The sequence below is a fragment of the Pseudomonas sp. Seg1 genome (assembly GCF_018326005.1).
GTDB lineage: Bacteria > Pseudomonadota > Gammaproteobacteria > Pseudomonadales > Pseudomonadaceae > Aquipseudomonas.
The window spans coordinates 2,203,217-2,220,529 of the sequence record NZ_AP021903.1 but is presented as its reverse complement, the minus strand read 5'-3'; the positions used below and the strand labels follow the sequence as shown (position 1 = coordinate 2,220,529).

The 17,313-nt window shown below is 61.6% G+C and carries 3 protein-coding genes; 1 reads left to right on the top strand and 2 read right to left on the bottom strand.

The annotated features are described in order from the left end of the window. The first annotated feature begins 42 nt into the window (after nucleotides 1–42). Complete coding sequence (locus KI231_RS09820; RefSeq protein ID WP_177431461.1) at nucleotides 43–2,523, top strand: TonB-dependent siderophore receptor; 2,481 nt, start codon at nucleotides 43–45, stop codon at nucleotides 2,521–2,523. 100 nt (nucleotides 2,524–2,623) lie between these two features. On the opposite strand, the gene KI231_RS09815 is transcribed toward KI231_RS09820, so the two are convergent. Both KI231_RS09815 and KI231_RS09810 read right to left on the bottom strand, forming a co-directional pair. Further along, nucleotides 2,624–3,580 carry an alpha/beta hydrolase gene (locus KI231_RS09815; protein WP_213028106.1) on the bottom strand — a complete coding sequence of 319 codons (957 nt, stop codon included), beginning with the start codon at nucleotides 3,578–3,580 and terminating at the stop codon, nucleotides 2,624–2,626. Between the two features lie 74 nt (nucleotides 3,581–3,654). Further along, a complete protein-coding gene (locus KI231_RS09810) occupies nucleotides 3,655–17,313 on the bottom strand; it encodes a non-ribosomal peptide synthase/polyketide synthase (protein ID WP_213028105.1) in 13,659 nt (4,552 codons plus the stop codon).

Below are 17,313 nucleotides of genomic sequence, written 5' to 3'. Positions count from 1 at the left end.
ATAAGAACCATTAACAACTATACCTGCCAAGGTCTTAACCTCATGTCCGCATCCCGTTTCATGCTTCGCCCTCTGACTCGAGCCCTGCTGATGCACGGCGCGACACGCACTCGACTGGCCGGCACCGGCCTTGGTCTGGCACTGACCCTCACCGCAGCCCCGTATGTCCAGGCTCAGGAATGGACCCTGAACATCCCATCGCAGCCACTGGCGCAGGCGCTGCAAACCCTTGGTCAGCAGACCAGTCTGCAAATCATCTACAGCCCGGAAAGCCTGCAAGGTCTGCGTTCCAGCGCATTGAATGGCCGCTACCAGGATGATGAGTCGCTCAAGGCGATGCTTAACGGCACCGGCATCCGCTACCAGCGTGACGGCAACACCGTGACTGTCCTCGGCCCTGCCACCGGCAGCGCGATGGAACTGGCACCGACCAACGTCAACGCCAGCCGACTGAGCGCCACCACCGAAGGCAGCAACTCCTACACCACCGGTGGCGTGACCATTGGCAAGGGCGTGCACTCGTTGAAGGACACCCCGCAGTCAGTCACGGTCATGACCCGCAAGATGCTCGATGACCAGAACCTCAACACCATCGAACAAGTGATGGAAAAGACCCCGGGCATTACGGTCTATGACTCGCCCATGGGCGGTAAATATTTCTACTCCCGCGGTTTCCGCATGACAGGCCAGTACCAGTACGACGGCGTGCCGCTGGACATCGGCAGCAGCTACGTGCAGGCCGACAGCTTCAACAGCGACATGGCCATCTATGACCGCGTGGAAGTACTGCGCGGCGCGGCCGGCATGATGAAAGGCGCAGGCGGCACCGCCGGTGGCGTCAACTTCGTACGCAAACGCGGCCAGGACACCCCGCACACACAACTGTCGCTGTCGGCAGGGACGTGGGACAACTATCGTGGTCAGGTCGATACCGGTGGCCCGTTGAACGACGCCGGAACCATCCGTGGTCGCGCCGTGGTCACTGAGCAGACCCGTCAGTATTTCTATGACGTGGGCGAACGCAGGGACCAGATCTACTACGGCGCGCTCGACTTCGACCTGAGCGACTACACCACCCTGGGTCTGGGCATGGCCTATGAAGACGTCGATGCCACGCCGTGCTGGGGCGGCTTGCCGCGTTACGCCGATGGCAGTGACCTGAAGCTCTCGCGCTCCACCTGCCTGAACACCGCATGGAACAACCAGCGCAGCAAGCGGGCCACTTACTTTGGCGATCTGAAACACGAGTTCAACGACAACTGGGCGTTGAAGGTCGCGGGTGTCTACTCGAAAAACACTCAGGACATGGAATACGCCTTCCCGAGCGGTTCGGTACCGGTTGGCGCCACCAGCACCAATACCCTGATGATCGGCAGCACCTTTGACTACGATCAGGTCGACTACGGCCTCGACGCTTACGTGGACGGCAAGTTCGACGCATTCGGCCAAGAGCACGAACTGGTCGTCGGCGCCAACGCCAGCCGCTCCCACAAGGATGACTTCTACGCCGTGGCACTCCTGCCTCAAACTCAGGATGTGCTGAACCCCAACCACCACCTGCCCCAGCCAGATCAAAGTTACTACCTGGCCAACGCCACCCGGGGTGGTCCGGTGGACATGCGGATCAAGCAATACGGCGCCTACTCCACGGCACGCCTGAAACTGGCCGATCCGCTGACCTTCGTCCTGGGCAGCCGCGTCAGCTGGTACAAGTCCGAAACCGACTCCGTCTCGTACTGGCGCGGCGAAGGCACACCGACCAGTTCCCAAGCCAAGGAAACCGGGCAAGTCACCCCGTTCGCCGCGCTGTTGTTCGACATCAACGACAACCTGACCGTTTACACCAGCTACGCGGATATCTTCACCCCGCAAGGCAACTACAAGACCATTAACGGTTCGACCCTCAAGCCATTGATCGGTCAGAGCTATGAACTGGGGATCAAGGGTGAATGGTTCGACGGTCGCCTGAACAGCTCCTTCAACCTGTTCCGCACCGTCCAGAAAGACGCAGCCCAGGATGACCCGGCCTGCCCGGACAGCACCTGCTCACTGAACTCCGGCAAAGTGCGCGCCCAAGGCTTCGAAGCTGAAGTCAGCGGTGAAGTCATTGACCGCCTGCAACTGCTGGCCGGCTACACCTATACCCAGACCAAGGTGCTGGAAGACGCGGATGCCGGTCAGGACGGTGTGGTGTATAACTCGTACGTGCCGCGCCACCTGCTGCGCGTCTGGGGCGACTACGCCCTCAGCGGCCCACTGGAACGCGTTACCGTCGGTGCCGGCGTCAATGCCCAAAGCAGCAACTACCGCGTCTCGCCGAGCAGCGGCAACGATGTCACCCAGGCGGGCTATGCGGTCTGGAACGGTCGAATCGGCTACCGCATCGACGACACCTGGTCCGTGGCACTGAACGGCAACAACCTCTTCGACAAGCGCTATTACGCCACGGTCGGTACCGAAGGTTGGGGTAACTTCTACGGTGAACCGCGCAACTTCGTGATGTCGGTCAAGGCTGACTTCTGATTCTGCAGCGCCAATGAAAACGCCCCGCAATAGCGGGGCGTTTTTTTGTGTACAAGGCGAGAAGCTGCATTCCCACGAGAAGCGTGGGAACGATCAATGTTCAACCCAAATGGCGACTCAATGCCCGACTCAAGCTGTCATACACGCTCAGCACCTCCGGCATGACCGAGACCAGCCTGAGCAAGTCATGGGTCAGGCCCGGGCAATGCTCGAGTTCGACATTCACCCCCTGCGCGCGCAATTTATCGACGTAGGCCTGGCCTTCGTCGAGCAACGGATCAAACCCGGCAAGCAGCACGATTGCCGGCGGCACACCGCGCAGATCTTCGGCCAGCAACGGTGAGAAGCGCCAGTCCAGCAGGTCTTCGGGGCTGCGGGCGTAGTGCTGGTAAAACCAGTCCAGCGTATCGTTCTCCAGCAAATACCCTTCACTGAACAACAAGCGCGAATCGTGGGTGCGCGACGCATCAGTGACCGGATAACACAGCAGTTGCACCTTGGGGACGATGGCCACGGTGTGTGGCTGAACCACCGCTTGCAAGGCCAGCACCGTCGCCAAAGTGGCGCCGGCACTGTCACCGCCGAACGCGACACGACCGGCATCCAGCCCCAGGGACTGCGCCTGTTCCGCCAGCCAGGACAAGGCGTCTTCCCCGTCCTCCAGCGCCGTCGGGAATTGCTGCTCCGGTGCCAGTCGATAGCCGACGGACAACACCGCGCACGGCGTACGTCGGCAGAATTCACGGCAGACACCGTCATGGGAATCCAGGCTGCCCACGACAAAACCACCGCCATGGAAATACACCAATACCGGCATCAGCGCCGTCGCTTCGCTCGGGCGATATAAACGCAACGCCAGTGGCGCACCATCCCGCGCCGTGGTGTTGACCTCCAGCACGTCAATATCCTGAGGAGCATTCCAGCGCAATTGCGCCGTGGTTTGTTCGAAAATCGCCCGGGCCTCTGCCGGGGTCAGTTGATGCAACGCCGGCTGGCCTGCGTCCTGGCTGTCTTGCGCCAGGTCCAGGAAGGCTTCCAGATCAGGGTGTAACGACATCGAAAAAATCCTTATGTCCGTAAAAAGGGACGCGCCTGAGCAACGCCCCCCTGCAATGATTAAAACCCCGGCTCTCAGCCCACCCGCGCCATGCAATGCTCGATCAACGCCTCAAGCTCGCGCTGATAATCCTGCATGAACGACTCCATAGTGCTGGCCCGATAACGCTGAGTGCTGTAGATGCAACGCAGCGCCAACTGACCGTCGTACACCTGGCCGACAACCTCCAGCCAGTTGCCCAGATTGGCTTGCAGGCTGTAGTTGTCGCCGGTTTCTTCCAGCGCCGGCACCAGCAAGGCGTGCTCATCGAAGCTCTGGTCGAACTGCCCCAGATAGTTGAACGTCACCCGTGCCTGCGGCAGGTCGGCCAATTGGCGGGCCAGTTGCGGGCCGGCCAAGTGACGCAACACCCCGTAGCCGATTCCTTTCTGCGGAATGGCCGCCAACTGCGCCTGCACGTTGATGATCGACGCACCGATGTCCGCGCTATCGGGAGTGAGCCGGACCGGGAACATGCTGGTGAACCAGCCCAGGCTGCGACTCAGATCGATGTTCTCGAACAGGTCCTCGCGGCCGTGCCCTTCCAGCAAGATCAACGCCGACGGCTGTTCGCTCCAGCGACACAACGCCCGGCTCAGGGCCGACAGCAGCAAATCGTTGATCTGCGTGCGATAGACCGCCGGTGCCTGCTTGAGCAACTGCTCGGTATGCTCGCGGGACAACTTGAGTCGCGCCTGAGCCTGGTGACGCACCTGATTCTTGCCGCGACGGTTGTCGCATGGCAGATCGATGCCCGGCTGATCCAATTGCTCCAGCCAGTAACCCAATTCCTGCTCGGCAATGATCGTCGCCTGCTCCTGCAGGGCTTCGGCAAATGCGCGATAGCTGCTGGTACGGATCGGCAATTGCGGTTCGATGCCGATCACGCAAGCCTCGTAGGCGACCTTCAAGTCGTCGAGCAAAATCCGCCACGACACGGTGTCGACCACCAGATGGTGGATAACCATCAACAGCCGCGCCTGGCCGTCCGGCAAGGCGATGTGCACCACACGCCAAGCCGGTCCATCATCGAGTTTGAGGCTGCGCTGAGTGAGGTTCGCCAAGGCCTCGACCTGCTCGCTGCTCTCGACTTCACGGCGCCACAGCAACGTTTCGCGGCGCTCGGTTGGTGCGGCATAGCGCTGCAACCAGCGCCCGCCTTCCTGACAGAAGCGCAGGCGCAAGGCGTCGTGATGGTTTTCGATCCAGCCCAACGCCTGTTCCAGGGCATCCAGATCCAGCGTCTGACGCGCACTCAGCAAAAACGACTGGTTGTAGTGATGAGACTCGGCCATGCCTTCGCCAAAGAACCACTCCTGAATCGGCAGCAGATTGAACAACCCTTCACTGGCCACATGGGTGAGGTCCACCGACGGTTGCGCGGTGACGGCCTTCACCACGTCCTGCTCGACGATGCCAGCAATGGTCTGATAGCGCATCAGATCGCGCAGCTTGAGGTCCATCTGCAGGGTCGGGTGGTTCCTGACCCGGGAAATCACTTGCAGGCTCAGGATCGAGTCGCCGCCCAGTTCGAAGAAGTTGTCGCTGATACCGACCTGCTCCACCTGCAACACCTGCGACCAGATCTGCGCCAGTAACTCTTCCTGCTGATTGCGCGGGGCAACGTATTCCTCGCTTTTGAATTCCGGCTCGGGCAATGCCTTGCGGTCGAGCTTGCCGTTGGGAGTGATCGGGAAGGCACTGAGGCAGACGATCTGCGCCGGCACCATGTATTCCGGCAAGGTGCTGCGCAGACCGGCCTTGAGTTCTTCACCCAGTTGCTGGCCGGCGTCGGTGACGACGTAACCGATCAGTTGCTTGCCGGAGGCATTGTCCCGGGCGATCACCAAGGCGTCGCTGACCTGCGCCAGTTGCCGCAGGCTGGCCTCGACTTCACCGAGTTCGATACGGAACCCGCGCACTTTGACCTGATGGTCGATGCGACCGACGTAATCGACCACGCCGTCCTGGCGCAAACGCACCAGATCGCCGGTGCGGTACAGCCGCTCGCCGCTGGCATACGGATTGGGCACGAAGCGTTCGCAGGTCAGGTCTGGCCGCCCATGGTAACCACGGGCAACCCCATAGCCACCGATGTACAACTCGCCGGCGAAACCTGGCGGCAGCGGATTCAGTTCTTCATCCAGCACATACAGCGAACGCGCACCCACCGCTCGGCCGATCGGCGCATAGGCTGCTTCACACTGCTGGCTCACCGGCACTTTCCACAGCATCGGCGTGACCACGGTTTCCGTCGGGCCGTAGCCGTTGGTGAAGTACTCGGGACGCAGCGCCGCCTTGACCTGTTCGAAAGTCTGGTCCGGCACCGCATCGCCGCCGAAGCAATAGATGCGCACCGGTGGCGGTGCAATTGCGCTGGCGGCGGCGTACTCGGCCAGTTGCTTGAGGTAAGCCGGCGGGAAGCAGGCGATGGTCACGCCGTACTCGTGCAACGCCTGATAGGTCTGCTCCGGCGTCCACAGGCAACCGTCGCGCACCACCAGCCGGCCGCCGCTGTACAGCGTACTCAACCAGCGCTCATGAGCACCGTCGAAAGCGAACGACATGAAGTGCAGCTCGCAACTGCGGTTGTCCATTTCATACAGTTTGGCGATGGCCTGACAGTGCATGCTCAGTGGTCCGTGAGTAACTGCCACGCCTTTTGGCCGTCCGGTGGAACCCGAGGTGTAAACCAGATAGGCCAGCCCTTGCTCCAGCACGCGACGCACCGGCGCTTCATCGCCATAGCGGGATTCGTCGAGGTGATCCAGCTCAAGGCGCAACAGGCCTTCGGGCGCCGGCAACGCCGCCCGCAGGCTGCTCTGGGTCAGCAGCAGCGCCATGCCGGAATCTTCGATCATGTACGCCAGACGCTCCGGCGGGTAATCGATGTCCAGCGGCACATACGCTGCGCCGCTTTTGAGCACGGCGAGGAAGCTGACGACCATTTCCAGTGAGCGCGGCAGTGCCACGCCGATCACTACTTCCGGCCCCGCGCCATGCTCGATCAAGCAATGGGCCAGACGGTTGGCCCGTCGTTCCAGCTCGCCGTAGCTAAGGCTCAGCCCGGCGCATTGCACCGCAATGGCCTCGGGCTGACTCAGTACGTGTCGGCTGATCAGCTCCGGCAACAGCTGCGATTGGTGCTCCGCCGCCGGTTCGGCGCTCCAGGCTTGCATCGCCTGCCATTGTTCAAGCGACAGACGCTGCAGGTTACCCAGGCGTTCGTAAGGCGCGCGCATCATCGCCTCAAGGGTGTTTTCCAGGGTCAGGCGAATGCCTTCCACCGCCTCGGCACTGAAGTGGCTGCGCAGGTACAGGTATTCAATCGACAGTTCGTCGCCGAGCATCACCGCCAGGTCCATCGGCACGTTCGTCACGTCATGCCCGATGGATTTGCCGAAGCTCAGGCCGGTATCGTTGTCCTCTTGCAGGCGATCATCGATCGGGTAGTTCTCGAACACGATGATGCTGTCGAACAGCGCCTGCCCGCCCAGGCCGGACCAGCGTTGCACGTCTGCCAGCGGAACCTGGGAATGGTCGCGTATATCCAGGTTGTAGGCCTGGATCCGGTTCAGCCAGTCTGCCAGGGGCTGATCCGGTTCCAGCGTCTGAATGATCGGCAACGTGTTGATGAACAGACCCAGCATGTTGCCGACATTGGGCAAACTCTCGGGACGCCCGGAAACCGTGGCACCAAAGGTCACGGTGTTTTTTCCGGTGTAGCGCTGCAACAGCAGCAACCATGCGCCCTGGATCAACGTGTTCGGCGTAATCCGCAGATCGCGACAGAACTGCAGCAGACGACCGGTCTGTTGCATGTCCCAACGCGAGTAAATGGCATTGTGGCCGGGTTCATCCGACACATGCCGAGGATGGATGGCCTGGCTCAACGCCGTCGCCTCAGTGACCGGGGCCAGCCGGGCTTTCCAGAACAGCTCCCGGGCATCTTGGTCCTGGGCTTGCAACCAGGCGATAAAGTCGCGGTAGCGACCGTTCTCAGCGCTGATTTCACCCTTGGCGTAGTGCTGGATCACCTCACCAAACAGCCGCGAGCTGCTCCAGCCGTCCATCAGGATGTGGTGACTGGTCCAGACCATCTGATACTGATCTTCAGTGCTGCGAATCAACAGCACTCGCTGCAGTGGCGCCTGGGTCAGCTCGAAGCCTCGCGCGCGGTCCTCGGCGGCCCGCGCGGCGATGTCTGCCTCGCTGGCGTCGCGATCGCGCCAGTCGAGCACCTGCAAATCGAGCGTCGCCTGACGCTGGACAACTTGCAGCGGTTTGGCCAAGCCATCGTGCCAATGGAAGCTGGTGCGCAGGATGGCCTGACGCTCGATGACCGCCTCCCAGGCCTTGCGGAAACGCTCAACATCCAGACCGCCCACCGGCAAACTGATCTGATTGACGTACAGGCTGGAACCATTGTCCGACAAGGTATGGAACAGCATGCCCTCTTGCATCGGCGACAGCGGATAAATGTCTTCGATCCGGGACGGGGCTACCGGCAAGGCGTCCAGTCGGGCCTGATCCAGCTGCGCCAGCGGGAAGTCCGAAGGCGTGACGCCGTGGCTGTCCGGCTGGCAACAATGCTCGATCAGCAGTTCCAGCTCCCGGCCGTACTCTTCGGCCAGGTGTTCGATGGTCGAGACGTTGAACATGTGCGTGCTGAATGACCAGCCGACACTCAACTCGCCGCCGTACACTTGGCCATTGAGCGTCAGCCAATTCCCCAGCAGCGCATCGTTACTGTGTTCTGCGCCCTTGAACTCATCGGCCGGCACAAACAAGGCACCGCTCTGGCTATCGAAGCTACCGTCAAACTGGCCCAGATAATTGAAGGTGATACGCGGTGTCGGCAGGGTCCGCAGCGACGCCTGGCAAGCCTCGTCCCCCAGATAACGCAGCACACCGTATCCAATGCCACGATCCGGAATCGCGCGCAGTTGCTCCTTGATTTGCTTGATCGAGCCGGCCAGCTCCTGGGTCGGAGTCAATTTGACCGGAAACAGGCTGGTGAACCAGCCGACTGTGCGGGTCAGATCGAGTCCGTCGAACAAATCTTCACGACCATGGCCTTCGAGCTGAATCAGCACCGACGACTGTTCGCTCCAGCGGGCGATCACCCGTGCCAGCGCCGTCAGCAGCAGGTCGTTTACCTGTGTGCGGTAAGCCGCCGGGGTCTGTTGCAGCAGTCGTCGGGTCAAGGTTGCGTTCAGGCGACTGTAAAGCGTCATGGCATGGCGACTTTGCAAGCTGCCCTGAGGGTTATCTTGCGGTAGCGGCGCGTCGTCCGAGCGCTGCGCCTGCCAGTAAGGCAGTTGCCCAAGCAGCGATTCACTGCGGGCGTGACGTTCCAATTGCTCCGCCCAATGCTTGAAGGACGTGGTCTTGGCCGCCAATGCCAACGATTCGCCGGCCAGTAACTGACGGTAGCTGCCCTGCAAGTCCTCCAGCAGAATCCGCCAAGACACACCGTCGACCACCAGGTGGTGAACGATCAACAACAAGCGCTGTTCGCCCTCAGGCAAATCCAACAACACCGCGCGCAACAACGGGCCTTGTTGCAGATCCAGGCTGCGCTGGGCTTGTTCGGCGACGCGTTCCAGGTGGGCGGCATCGCTGACCGTTTCCTGCCACAACGGTGACAGGCGCTGTTGCTCCACGTTTCGATAGCTCGCCGACCAGCTGCATGGCGTTTGTGTAAAGCCCAGGCGCAGGCCGTCGTGATGATCGATCAGCGCGTGCAAGGCCTGTTCAAGCGTCTCGGCCACCAGAGGGTTTAACGGTTTGAGCAGCACCGACTGATTCCAGTGATGGCGTTGCGGCAAGGGCTGTTCGAAGAACCATTGCTGAATTGGCAGCAATGGTGTCTCACCTGTCACCGGGCCTTGATCGGTTGGCGTCAGGGCTTTGCCGATCTGCGCGACAGTGGCCAGCCCCTGGACGGTCTGCTGCTGGAACAGATCCTTGGGTGTGAAGCTGATTCCCTGCTGACGAGCCCGGCTCACCACCTGAATGGAGATGATCGAATCGCCACCAAGGGTGAAGAAGTTGTCGGTCAAGCCGACCCGTTCGAGTTTCAGAATGTCCTGCCAGATCCCGGCAATCTGCTGTTCCAGCGCGGTGCGAGGCGCCACATAATCGCGCTGCGACTGACTGGCATCCGGTGCCGGCAGCGCCTTGCGATTGAGTTTGCCATTCGGCGTCAACGGCAGTTGTTCAAGGAACAACCACTGCGCCGGCACCATGTAGTCTGGCAGATGCGCCTTGAGGGCAGTCTGCAGCGCTCCACTCAAGTCGTCCTGTTCTTTGAGACTGAGGCCGCTATCACTTGGCACCACATACGCCACCAGTTGCTGACCACTGTTGCCATCCACCGCCAACACCACACCGTCACGCACGCAGTTATGGGCAAGCAAACGCGCTTCGATTTCACCCAGTTCGATACGGAAGCCACGCACCTTGACCTGATGATCAATGCGGCCGACGTATTCGATCCGGCCGTCATCGCTGAAGCGGGTCAGGTCGCCGGTGCGGTACATGCGCTCGCCAGTGGTCGAGAATGGATTGGGCAGGAAACGTTCAGCGGTCAGGCCCGGGCGGAACAGATATCCACGGGTGATGCCGTCGCCGGCCAGATACAGCTCCGCCGCCACGCCAATCGGCGCTTGTTGCAATTGGCCGTCGAGCAAGTACGCCGTGGTGTTGACCAGCGGCCGGCCAATGTTCGCTTGGCCACCGAGTTCACGGCGGGTGCAGGTCGAATACGTGGTGTCTTCCGACGGGCCGTACAAATCATAGACATGCGCCACCGCGGTTTCGCGGTAGAGCGTGTCGACCAGACTTTGCTTCAGTGGCTCACCGGCGAGGTTGATGATGCGCACGCCCGGCGGGATTTGCCCGGTGCGTTGCAGCGCGGCAATAGCCGACGGCACGGTGTTGATCAGACGCACCTGATCGCGCTCGGGCAAGTCCGGCAGCTCCAGGGCATTGCGTGCCATGACGAGCGAACCGCCGCGTGCGAGGGTGACGAAAATCTCCCACACCGACAGGTCGAAGCACACCGACGTCGACGCCAGCACACCTTGCAGATCGTCTTCGCTATAGACCTCGGCGGACCAGTGAATCAGCGCCTGCACGTTGCGGTGGGCGATGGCCACGCCTTTCGGCTTGCCGGTGGAACCGGAGGTGTAGATCACGTAGGCCAGATTGGCGGAGTCGCCGCGCACACCCGGATTATCGGAAGACTGCTCGGCAAATGCCTCACCACCCGCCTCGACCAGTACCACCTGCGCATCCGTCTGCGGCAGTTGTGCCAGCAGCGACTGCTGCGTCAGCAAGACTTTCGCCTGACTGTCGTCGAGCATGTAGGCCACGCGATCAGCCGGATAATCCGGGTCCAGCGGCACATAGGTGCCACCGGCCTTGAGCACCGCCATCAAGGCGATTACCAGCTCCGCCGAACGCGGCATCGCCACGCCCACGCGGACTTCCGCACCGACACCCAAGGCCAGCAGATGATGCGCCAGTTGGTTGGCACGTTGATTGAGTTCGGCATAGCTCATGGCGGTGCCGGCGTGACTGAGTGCCGGTGCTTGCGGATGGGCTGCGACACGCAGTTCAAAACTCTGCGGGATCAGTCGTTCAGCGGGATACGCGCCCTGATTGTCGTTCCATTGCGCCAAGGTCTGGCGTTCGGCGAGAGGCAACAGGCCGATCTCACCAAGCAGACGTTGTGGCACCTCGATGAACTGCCGCAGCACTTCCTCAAGATGGCCTGCCAGGCCCAGCACGCTGTGTTCGGCAAAGTGCTCGGTGAGGTAGTTGAAGTCCAGGTTCAACACGTCGCTGGCCCCGGCGATCAGGGTCAGACCGTAGTTGGTTTGCTCGCGGTGCTCCAGACCGGCGAAACGCAGTCCGCCCGGACTGGCTTCCAGCGCTTCGGACACCGGATAGTTTTCAAACACCAGTAACGTGTCGAACAGCGCTTCGCCGCTCAACTGAGCCAGACGCTGGATGTCCTGCAACGGGGTCTGCTCGTAGTCACGCAGCAACAGGTTCTTGTCCTGCACGCTGCGTACCCAGTCGCCGACGCTGAGCGTGGCGTGCGGGCTGGCGATCACCGGCAAGGTGTTGATGAACAGTCCCAATTGTTGCTCGATGCCCGGCAGATCCACCGGACGCCCGGACACCGTGGCGCCAAACGCTACGGTGGCCTGGCCGGTGTAGCGCTGCAACACCAACAGCCAAGCGGCTTGCACCAGACTGTTGAGGGTCACTTGCTGCTGACGGGAGAAACTGTTCAGGCGCTGAGTGAAGGCTGCGTCGAAATGCAGGCGATGCATTTGCTTGCCCGGGCCCGGCACCGTACGCCCGTGGCAGGCTGAAGCCAGCCGGGTCGGCTCGTCCAGTTCGGCCAGTTGCCCGCGCCAGAAATTCTCTGCGGCGGCCTTGTCCTGACCTTGCAGCCAGACCAGGAAATCACGGTAACGGCCCTGCGCGCTCGGCACCGGCTGACCGGCGTAATCCTGCAATACCTCGCCGAACATCCGCGAGTTGCTCCAGCCATCCATAAGGATGTGGTGGCAGGTGAAAATCAGACGGTGGCGGTCATCGGCCGTGCGCAGCAGGCACAGACGCAGCAGCGGCGGATTCTGCAGATCGAAGCCGCGTTCACGGTCGGCCTGCGCCCGCGCTTCGAGCACGGCCGGCAGGTCCGTTACACCGCGCACATCCACTTCCGGCATTTCCAGGGTCAACTGGCGATTGATCACCTGCAGTGGCGCATCGAGACCGTCGCGGCCCCAGATGAAACCTGCGCGCAACACTTCATGGCGATCCACCACGCGTTGCCAGGCCTGCTGGAAACGCGCCACGTCGAGGCCGTCGATGTCGAGCAGCATCTGATAGACATAGGCGCTGGCATCGGCGTCGTACAGGCTGTGGAACAGAATGCCTTGCTGCATCGGCGCCAGCGGATAAATGTCCTCGATCCGCTGGGCAGCCATCGGCAGGCTGTCCAGATGCGCCTGCGACAACCCGGCCAACGGCACATCCGACGGCGTCAAACCGCCACTCGGATGGTTCAGGCAATGGTCGATCAATTCTCCCAGCGCCACTTCATAAGCGCGGGCCAGGGCGTTGATGGTGCTTTCCTCAAACACATCGCCACTGTAGGTCCAGGTCAGGCTCAACTGGCCCTGATAGACCCGGCCATCAATGGTCAGCCAGTTGGCCATCGGCGCGTTTTCGTCCTGGCCGGCGCCCTTGTCTTCGGTGGCCGGAACCCACAGGGCGTCGTCATCGAAGTTGTTGTCGAACTGGCCGAGGTAGTTGAACGTCACCTTCGGTTGCGCCAGTTCGTTCAATGCCGCTTGCGACTCGGCGCTGCCCAGATGACGCAGCAAACCATAGCCGATGCCTTTGTTGGGGATCGCGCGCAGTTGCTCCTTGATGCCTTTGATCGAGGTTTCGAGACTTGCGTCCGGGGTCAGGCGCACCGGGAACATGCTGGTGAACCAGCCCACCGTGCGGCTGAGATCGACGTCATCGAAGAGGTCTTCACGACCGTGACCTTCCAGTTGCACCAAGGCACTGTCGGTGTTGGTCCACTGACACAACACACGGGCCAACGCGGTCAACAGCAGGTCGTTGACCTGGGTGCGATAAACCGCCGGCGCCTGTTGCAGCAACTGACGGGTGCGTTCGGCATCAAGACGCGTATCGACGCTGCGTTCGAAACGGTTGCTCAACTGGCCCTGCGGATTGTCCAGCGGCAGTTCGACGGAAACATCGCGCAGTTGCCCGCGCCAGTAATTCAGTTCGCTTTCCAGTTCGGCGCTGCGGGCATGACTTTGCAGACGCTCGCCCCAATCCTTGAACGCACTGGTCTTGGCCGGCAGACGCACCACCTGACCGCAGCTCAGTTGTTGATAGGCGGTTTGCAGGTCTTCCAGCAAGATCCGCCATGACACGCCATCGACCACCAGGTGATGGATCACCAGCAGCAGACGCTGACTGGCGTCCGGCAAGTCGACCAAAACCGCGCGAATCAGCGGGCCATCGAGCAGATCGAGGCTGCGTTGCAAGTCCAGGCAAAGCGCTGGCAATGCAGCGCTGTCGTCCAGCGCGACCGTGCGCAGCAGGGCTTGCGCCTGATTCGCAGGTGCGTGGCTCTGCTGCCAGCCATCGTCGGTCTGGCGGTAACGCAGGCGCAAGGCGTCATGATGACGTTGCAGGTGCAACAGCGCCTGCTCCAGCGGCGCCGGTTGCAGCGCGGTGGCCGGGGTCAGCAGGATCGACTGGTTCCAGTGATGCCGCGCCGGGATGTCGCTGTTGAAAAAGTAATGCTGGATCGGTGTCAGCAGCGCGTCGCCGAGCACATCACCCTGCTGCATCTGCACCGCGTCGCTCTGTTGCGCGACGGTCGCCAGACGTTGCACGGTCTGATGCTGAAAGATGTCTTTGGGGGTAAAGCGAATGCCCGCCTGACGGGCGCGGCTGACCACCTGAATCGAAATGATCGAATCGCCGCCCAGCTCGAAGAAGTTGTCATTGAGCCCGACACGCTCGACCTTCAACACGTCCTGCCAGATCTCGACGAGACGCTGCTCCAGTTGGTTACGCGGCGCGGCATAGGCTTCCTGAACTTGCGCAACTTCCGGGTGCGGCAGTTGCTTGCGATCGAGTTTGCCGTTGGCCGTCAGCGGCAGGCGCTCAAGGAACGCCCAACTGACCGGGACCATGTAATCCGGCAGGGTTTCGCGCAAATGCGCCTTGATCGAATCACGCAGTGCGCCCTGCCCTTCGGCGTCCAGCACCTCGTTGGCGACGATCCAGGTCGCCAGTTGCTGACCGCTGAGACCGTCGACCGCCAGCACCACCGCTTCGCGCACGTCAGGGTGCTTGAGCAGTTGCGCTTCGATTTCGCCCAGTTCGATACGGAAGCCGCGGATCTTCACCTGATGATCGATCCGGCCGATGTACTCGATCACGCCGTCGCCACGCAGCCGCGCCAGGTCGCCGGTGCGATACAGCCGCCCGCCGGCCTGCGGATTGAATGGATCGGGAACGAATCGCGTGGCGGTCATGCCGGCCTGATTCAGGTAACCCCGGGCCAGACCGGCACCGGCGATGTACAACTCACCGATGCAGCCTTGCGGTACCAGGTTCAGCGAGCTGTCGAGCAAGTACCACGACAGGTCGACAATCGGCTCGCCAATCGGGCTGCTGTGGCTTTGCTGCAGATCGTCCATCGACAATGGACGATAGGTCACGTGCACCGTGGTTTCGGTGATCCCGTACATGTTGATCAGTGTCGGTGCGCGGTCGCCGAAACGTTCGAACCACGGGCGCAGGCTCTGCACTTCCAGCGCCTCGCCGCCAAACACCACGTAGCGTAATGCGTTATTGCGTGGCGACTCGCTGGCGATCTGCATCAATGGCTTGAACGCCGACGGCGTCTGGTTCAGCACGGTGACGTTTTCATCGCACAACAGGGTGTAGAAATCTTCCGGGGAACGGCTGATGTCATGGGGCACCACCACCAGTTTGCCGCCGTACAACAGCGCACCGAAAATCTCCCAGACCGAGAAGTCGAAGGCGTAGGAATGGAACAGCGTCCAGCTGTCCTGCGGGCCGAAATCGAACCAGTGCTCGGTGGCGCTGAACAGGCGCATAACGTTGCCGTGCGGCAGCAACGCGCCTTTCGGTTTACCGGTGGAACCCGAGGTGTAGATGACGTACGCCAGACTGTCCGGTGTGGTCAGGCAGACCGGGTTGGCTTCGTTGCCATGTTCCGGCGCCTGATCCAGATCGAGGCACGCCAGTCCCGGCGGCACCGGCAGTTGCGCGAGCAGATGGCCTTGGGTCAACAGCAGGTTGATGCCGCTGTCCTCGATCATGTAGCTCAAGCGATCATCCGGATAGCTCGGGTCCAGCGGCACGTAAGCACCACCGGCCTTGAGCACGGCGAGGATGGCGACGATCATGTCCAGCGAGCGTTCGACCGCGACGCCAACGCGCACGTCCGGCCCCACGCCACGGCCGATCAGCGTATGCGCCCACTGGTTGGCGCGGCGATTGAGTTCGGCGTATGTCAGGCGCTGCCCGGAATAAGTCACGGCGACCGCGTCGGGATGACGCTCGGCCTGCACTTCGATGGCTTGATGGATGCACTGCGACAGCGGTTGCTCGATGCGCTCAGGATTCCACTGCGCGAGCAATTGTTGCTGTTGACCGGCATCGAGCATCGGCAACTGGCCGATGCGCTGCGTCGGCTCGGCAACGATGGCCCGCAGCAGCGCGTTCCAGTGCTGCGCCAGACGCTCGATGGTCGCCGCGTCGAACAGATCCGTGGCGTACTTGAGCACCGCTTCAATGCCATGCGCCTGTTCGGTGGTGTTGAGGGTCAGGTCGAACTGCGCGGTCTGGCTTTGCCATTCCAGCGGTTCGATGCTCAGGCCATTCAAACGGGTTTCGACGCTCGCACGGCGCTCGGCCTGATGGTTGAACATCACTTGGAACAGCGGGCTGTGGCTGAGGCTGCGGCCCGGCTCCAGCGCTTCCACCAGTTGCTCGAACGGCAAATCCTGATGGGCTTGCGCCTCCTGCGCGGTCTGTTTGACCTGACGCAGCAGATCGACAAAAGGCATCTGCCCATCAATGTCGGCCTTGAGCACCTGAGTGTTGACGAAGAAGCCGATCAGCCGCTCAATCTCCACCCGGCCACGGTTGGCATTCGGCACGCCGACGCGGATATCGGCCTGACCGCTGTAACGGTGCAACAAGGCCTGGAACGAGGCCAGTAAGACCACGAAAAGGGTGACGTTTTCCTGACGGGCGAAGGCCTTGAGCGCATTGCTCAGCGCCGGGTCGAGAATCAGGTTGTGACTGGCGCCGGCGAAGCTTTGCTCGATGGAACGCGGGCGATCCATCGGCAGTTCCAGCACCGGTTGCTCGCCACCGAGTTTCTCCTGCCAGTAAGCCAGTTGCCGCTCCTGCTCACCGGCCTCCATCCACTGCCGTTGCCACAGGGCGTAGTCGGCGTACTGAATCGGCAAGGCCGGCAGACCGGCGTCGTGACCGAGGTTGAAACCGGCGTACAACTGCACCAGTTCCTCGATCATCACTTGCAGCGACCAGCCATCGGAGACGATGTGGTGCAGGGTCAGCACCAGCACGTGGTCATTCGGGGTGACTTGCAGCAGCGCTGCGCGCAATAGCGGGCCATGCTGCAGGTCGAAAGTTTTCTGGCTCTGAGTCTGCACGAACGCCTGGATAGAGGCATCCGGGTCGTTCGCCAGCTCAGCGCTCAGTTGATGGATCTCCAGTGCAAAGGGGCCTGCAGGCAGGACCACTTGCAAGGGTTGCGCGGTTTCCTGAGTGAACACCGTGCGCAAGGTTTCGTGTCGCTCGATCAGCGCCTGGACGCTGCGCTCCAGCGCGGTCACATCCAGCGGCCCCCGCAAACGCAGGGCCGTCGGAATGTTGTAGGCCGCGCTGTGCGGCGCCCATTGCCAGAGAAACCACTGGCGCTGCTGAGCGTAGGACAGCAGCAACGGCTCTTCAGCCGTGCGCTTGAAAACCGGGGCAATGTCAAAGAGGTTGACGCCTTTCTGCTTGAGCAGAACCGCCAGAGCCTTTCTTTGCTTAGCCGAAAGTTGTCCTACCGACTCGATTAACTCTTGCAC

Coding starts and splice junctions, on each gene's coding strand:
- KI231_RS09815 (WP_213028106.1), bottom strand. CDS start 3,580: ATGTCGTTACACCCTGATCTGGAAGCCTTCCTGGACCTGGCGCAAGAC.
- KI231_RS09820 (WP_177431461.1), top strand. CDS start 43: ATGTCCGCATCCCGTTTCATGCTTCGCCCTCTGACTCGAGCCCTGCTG.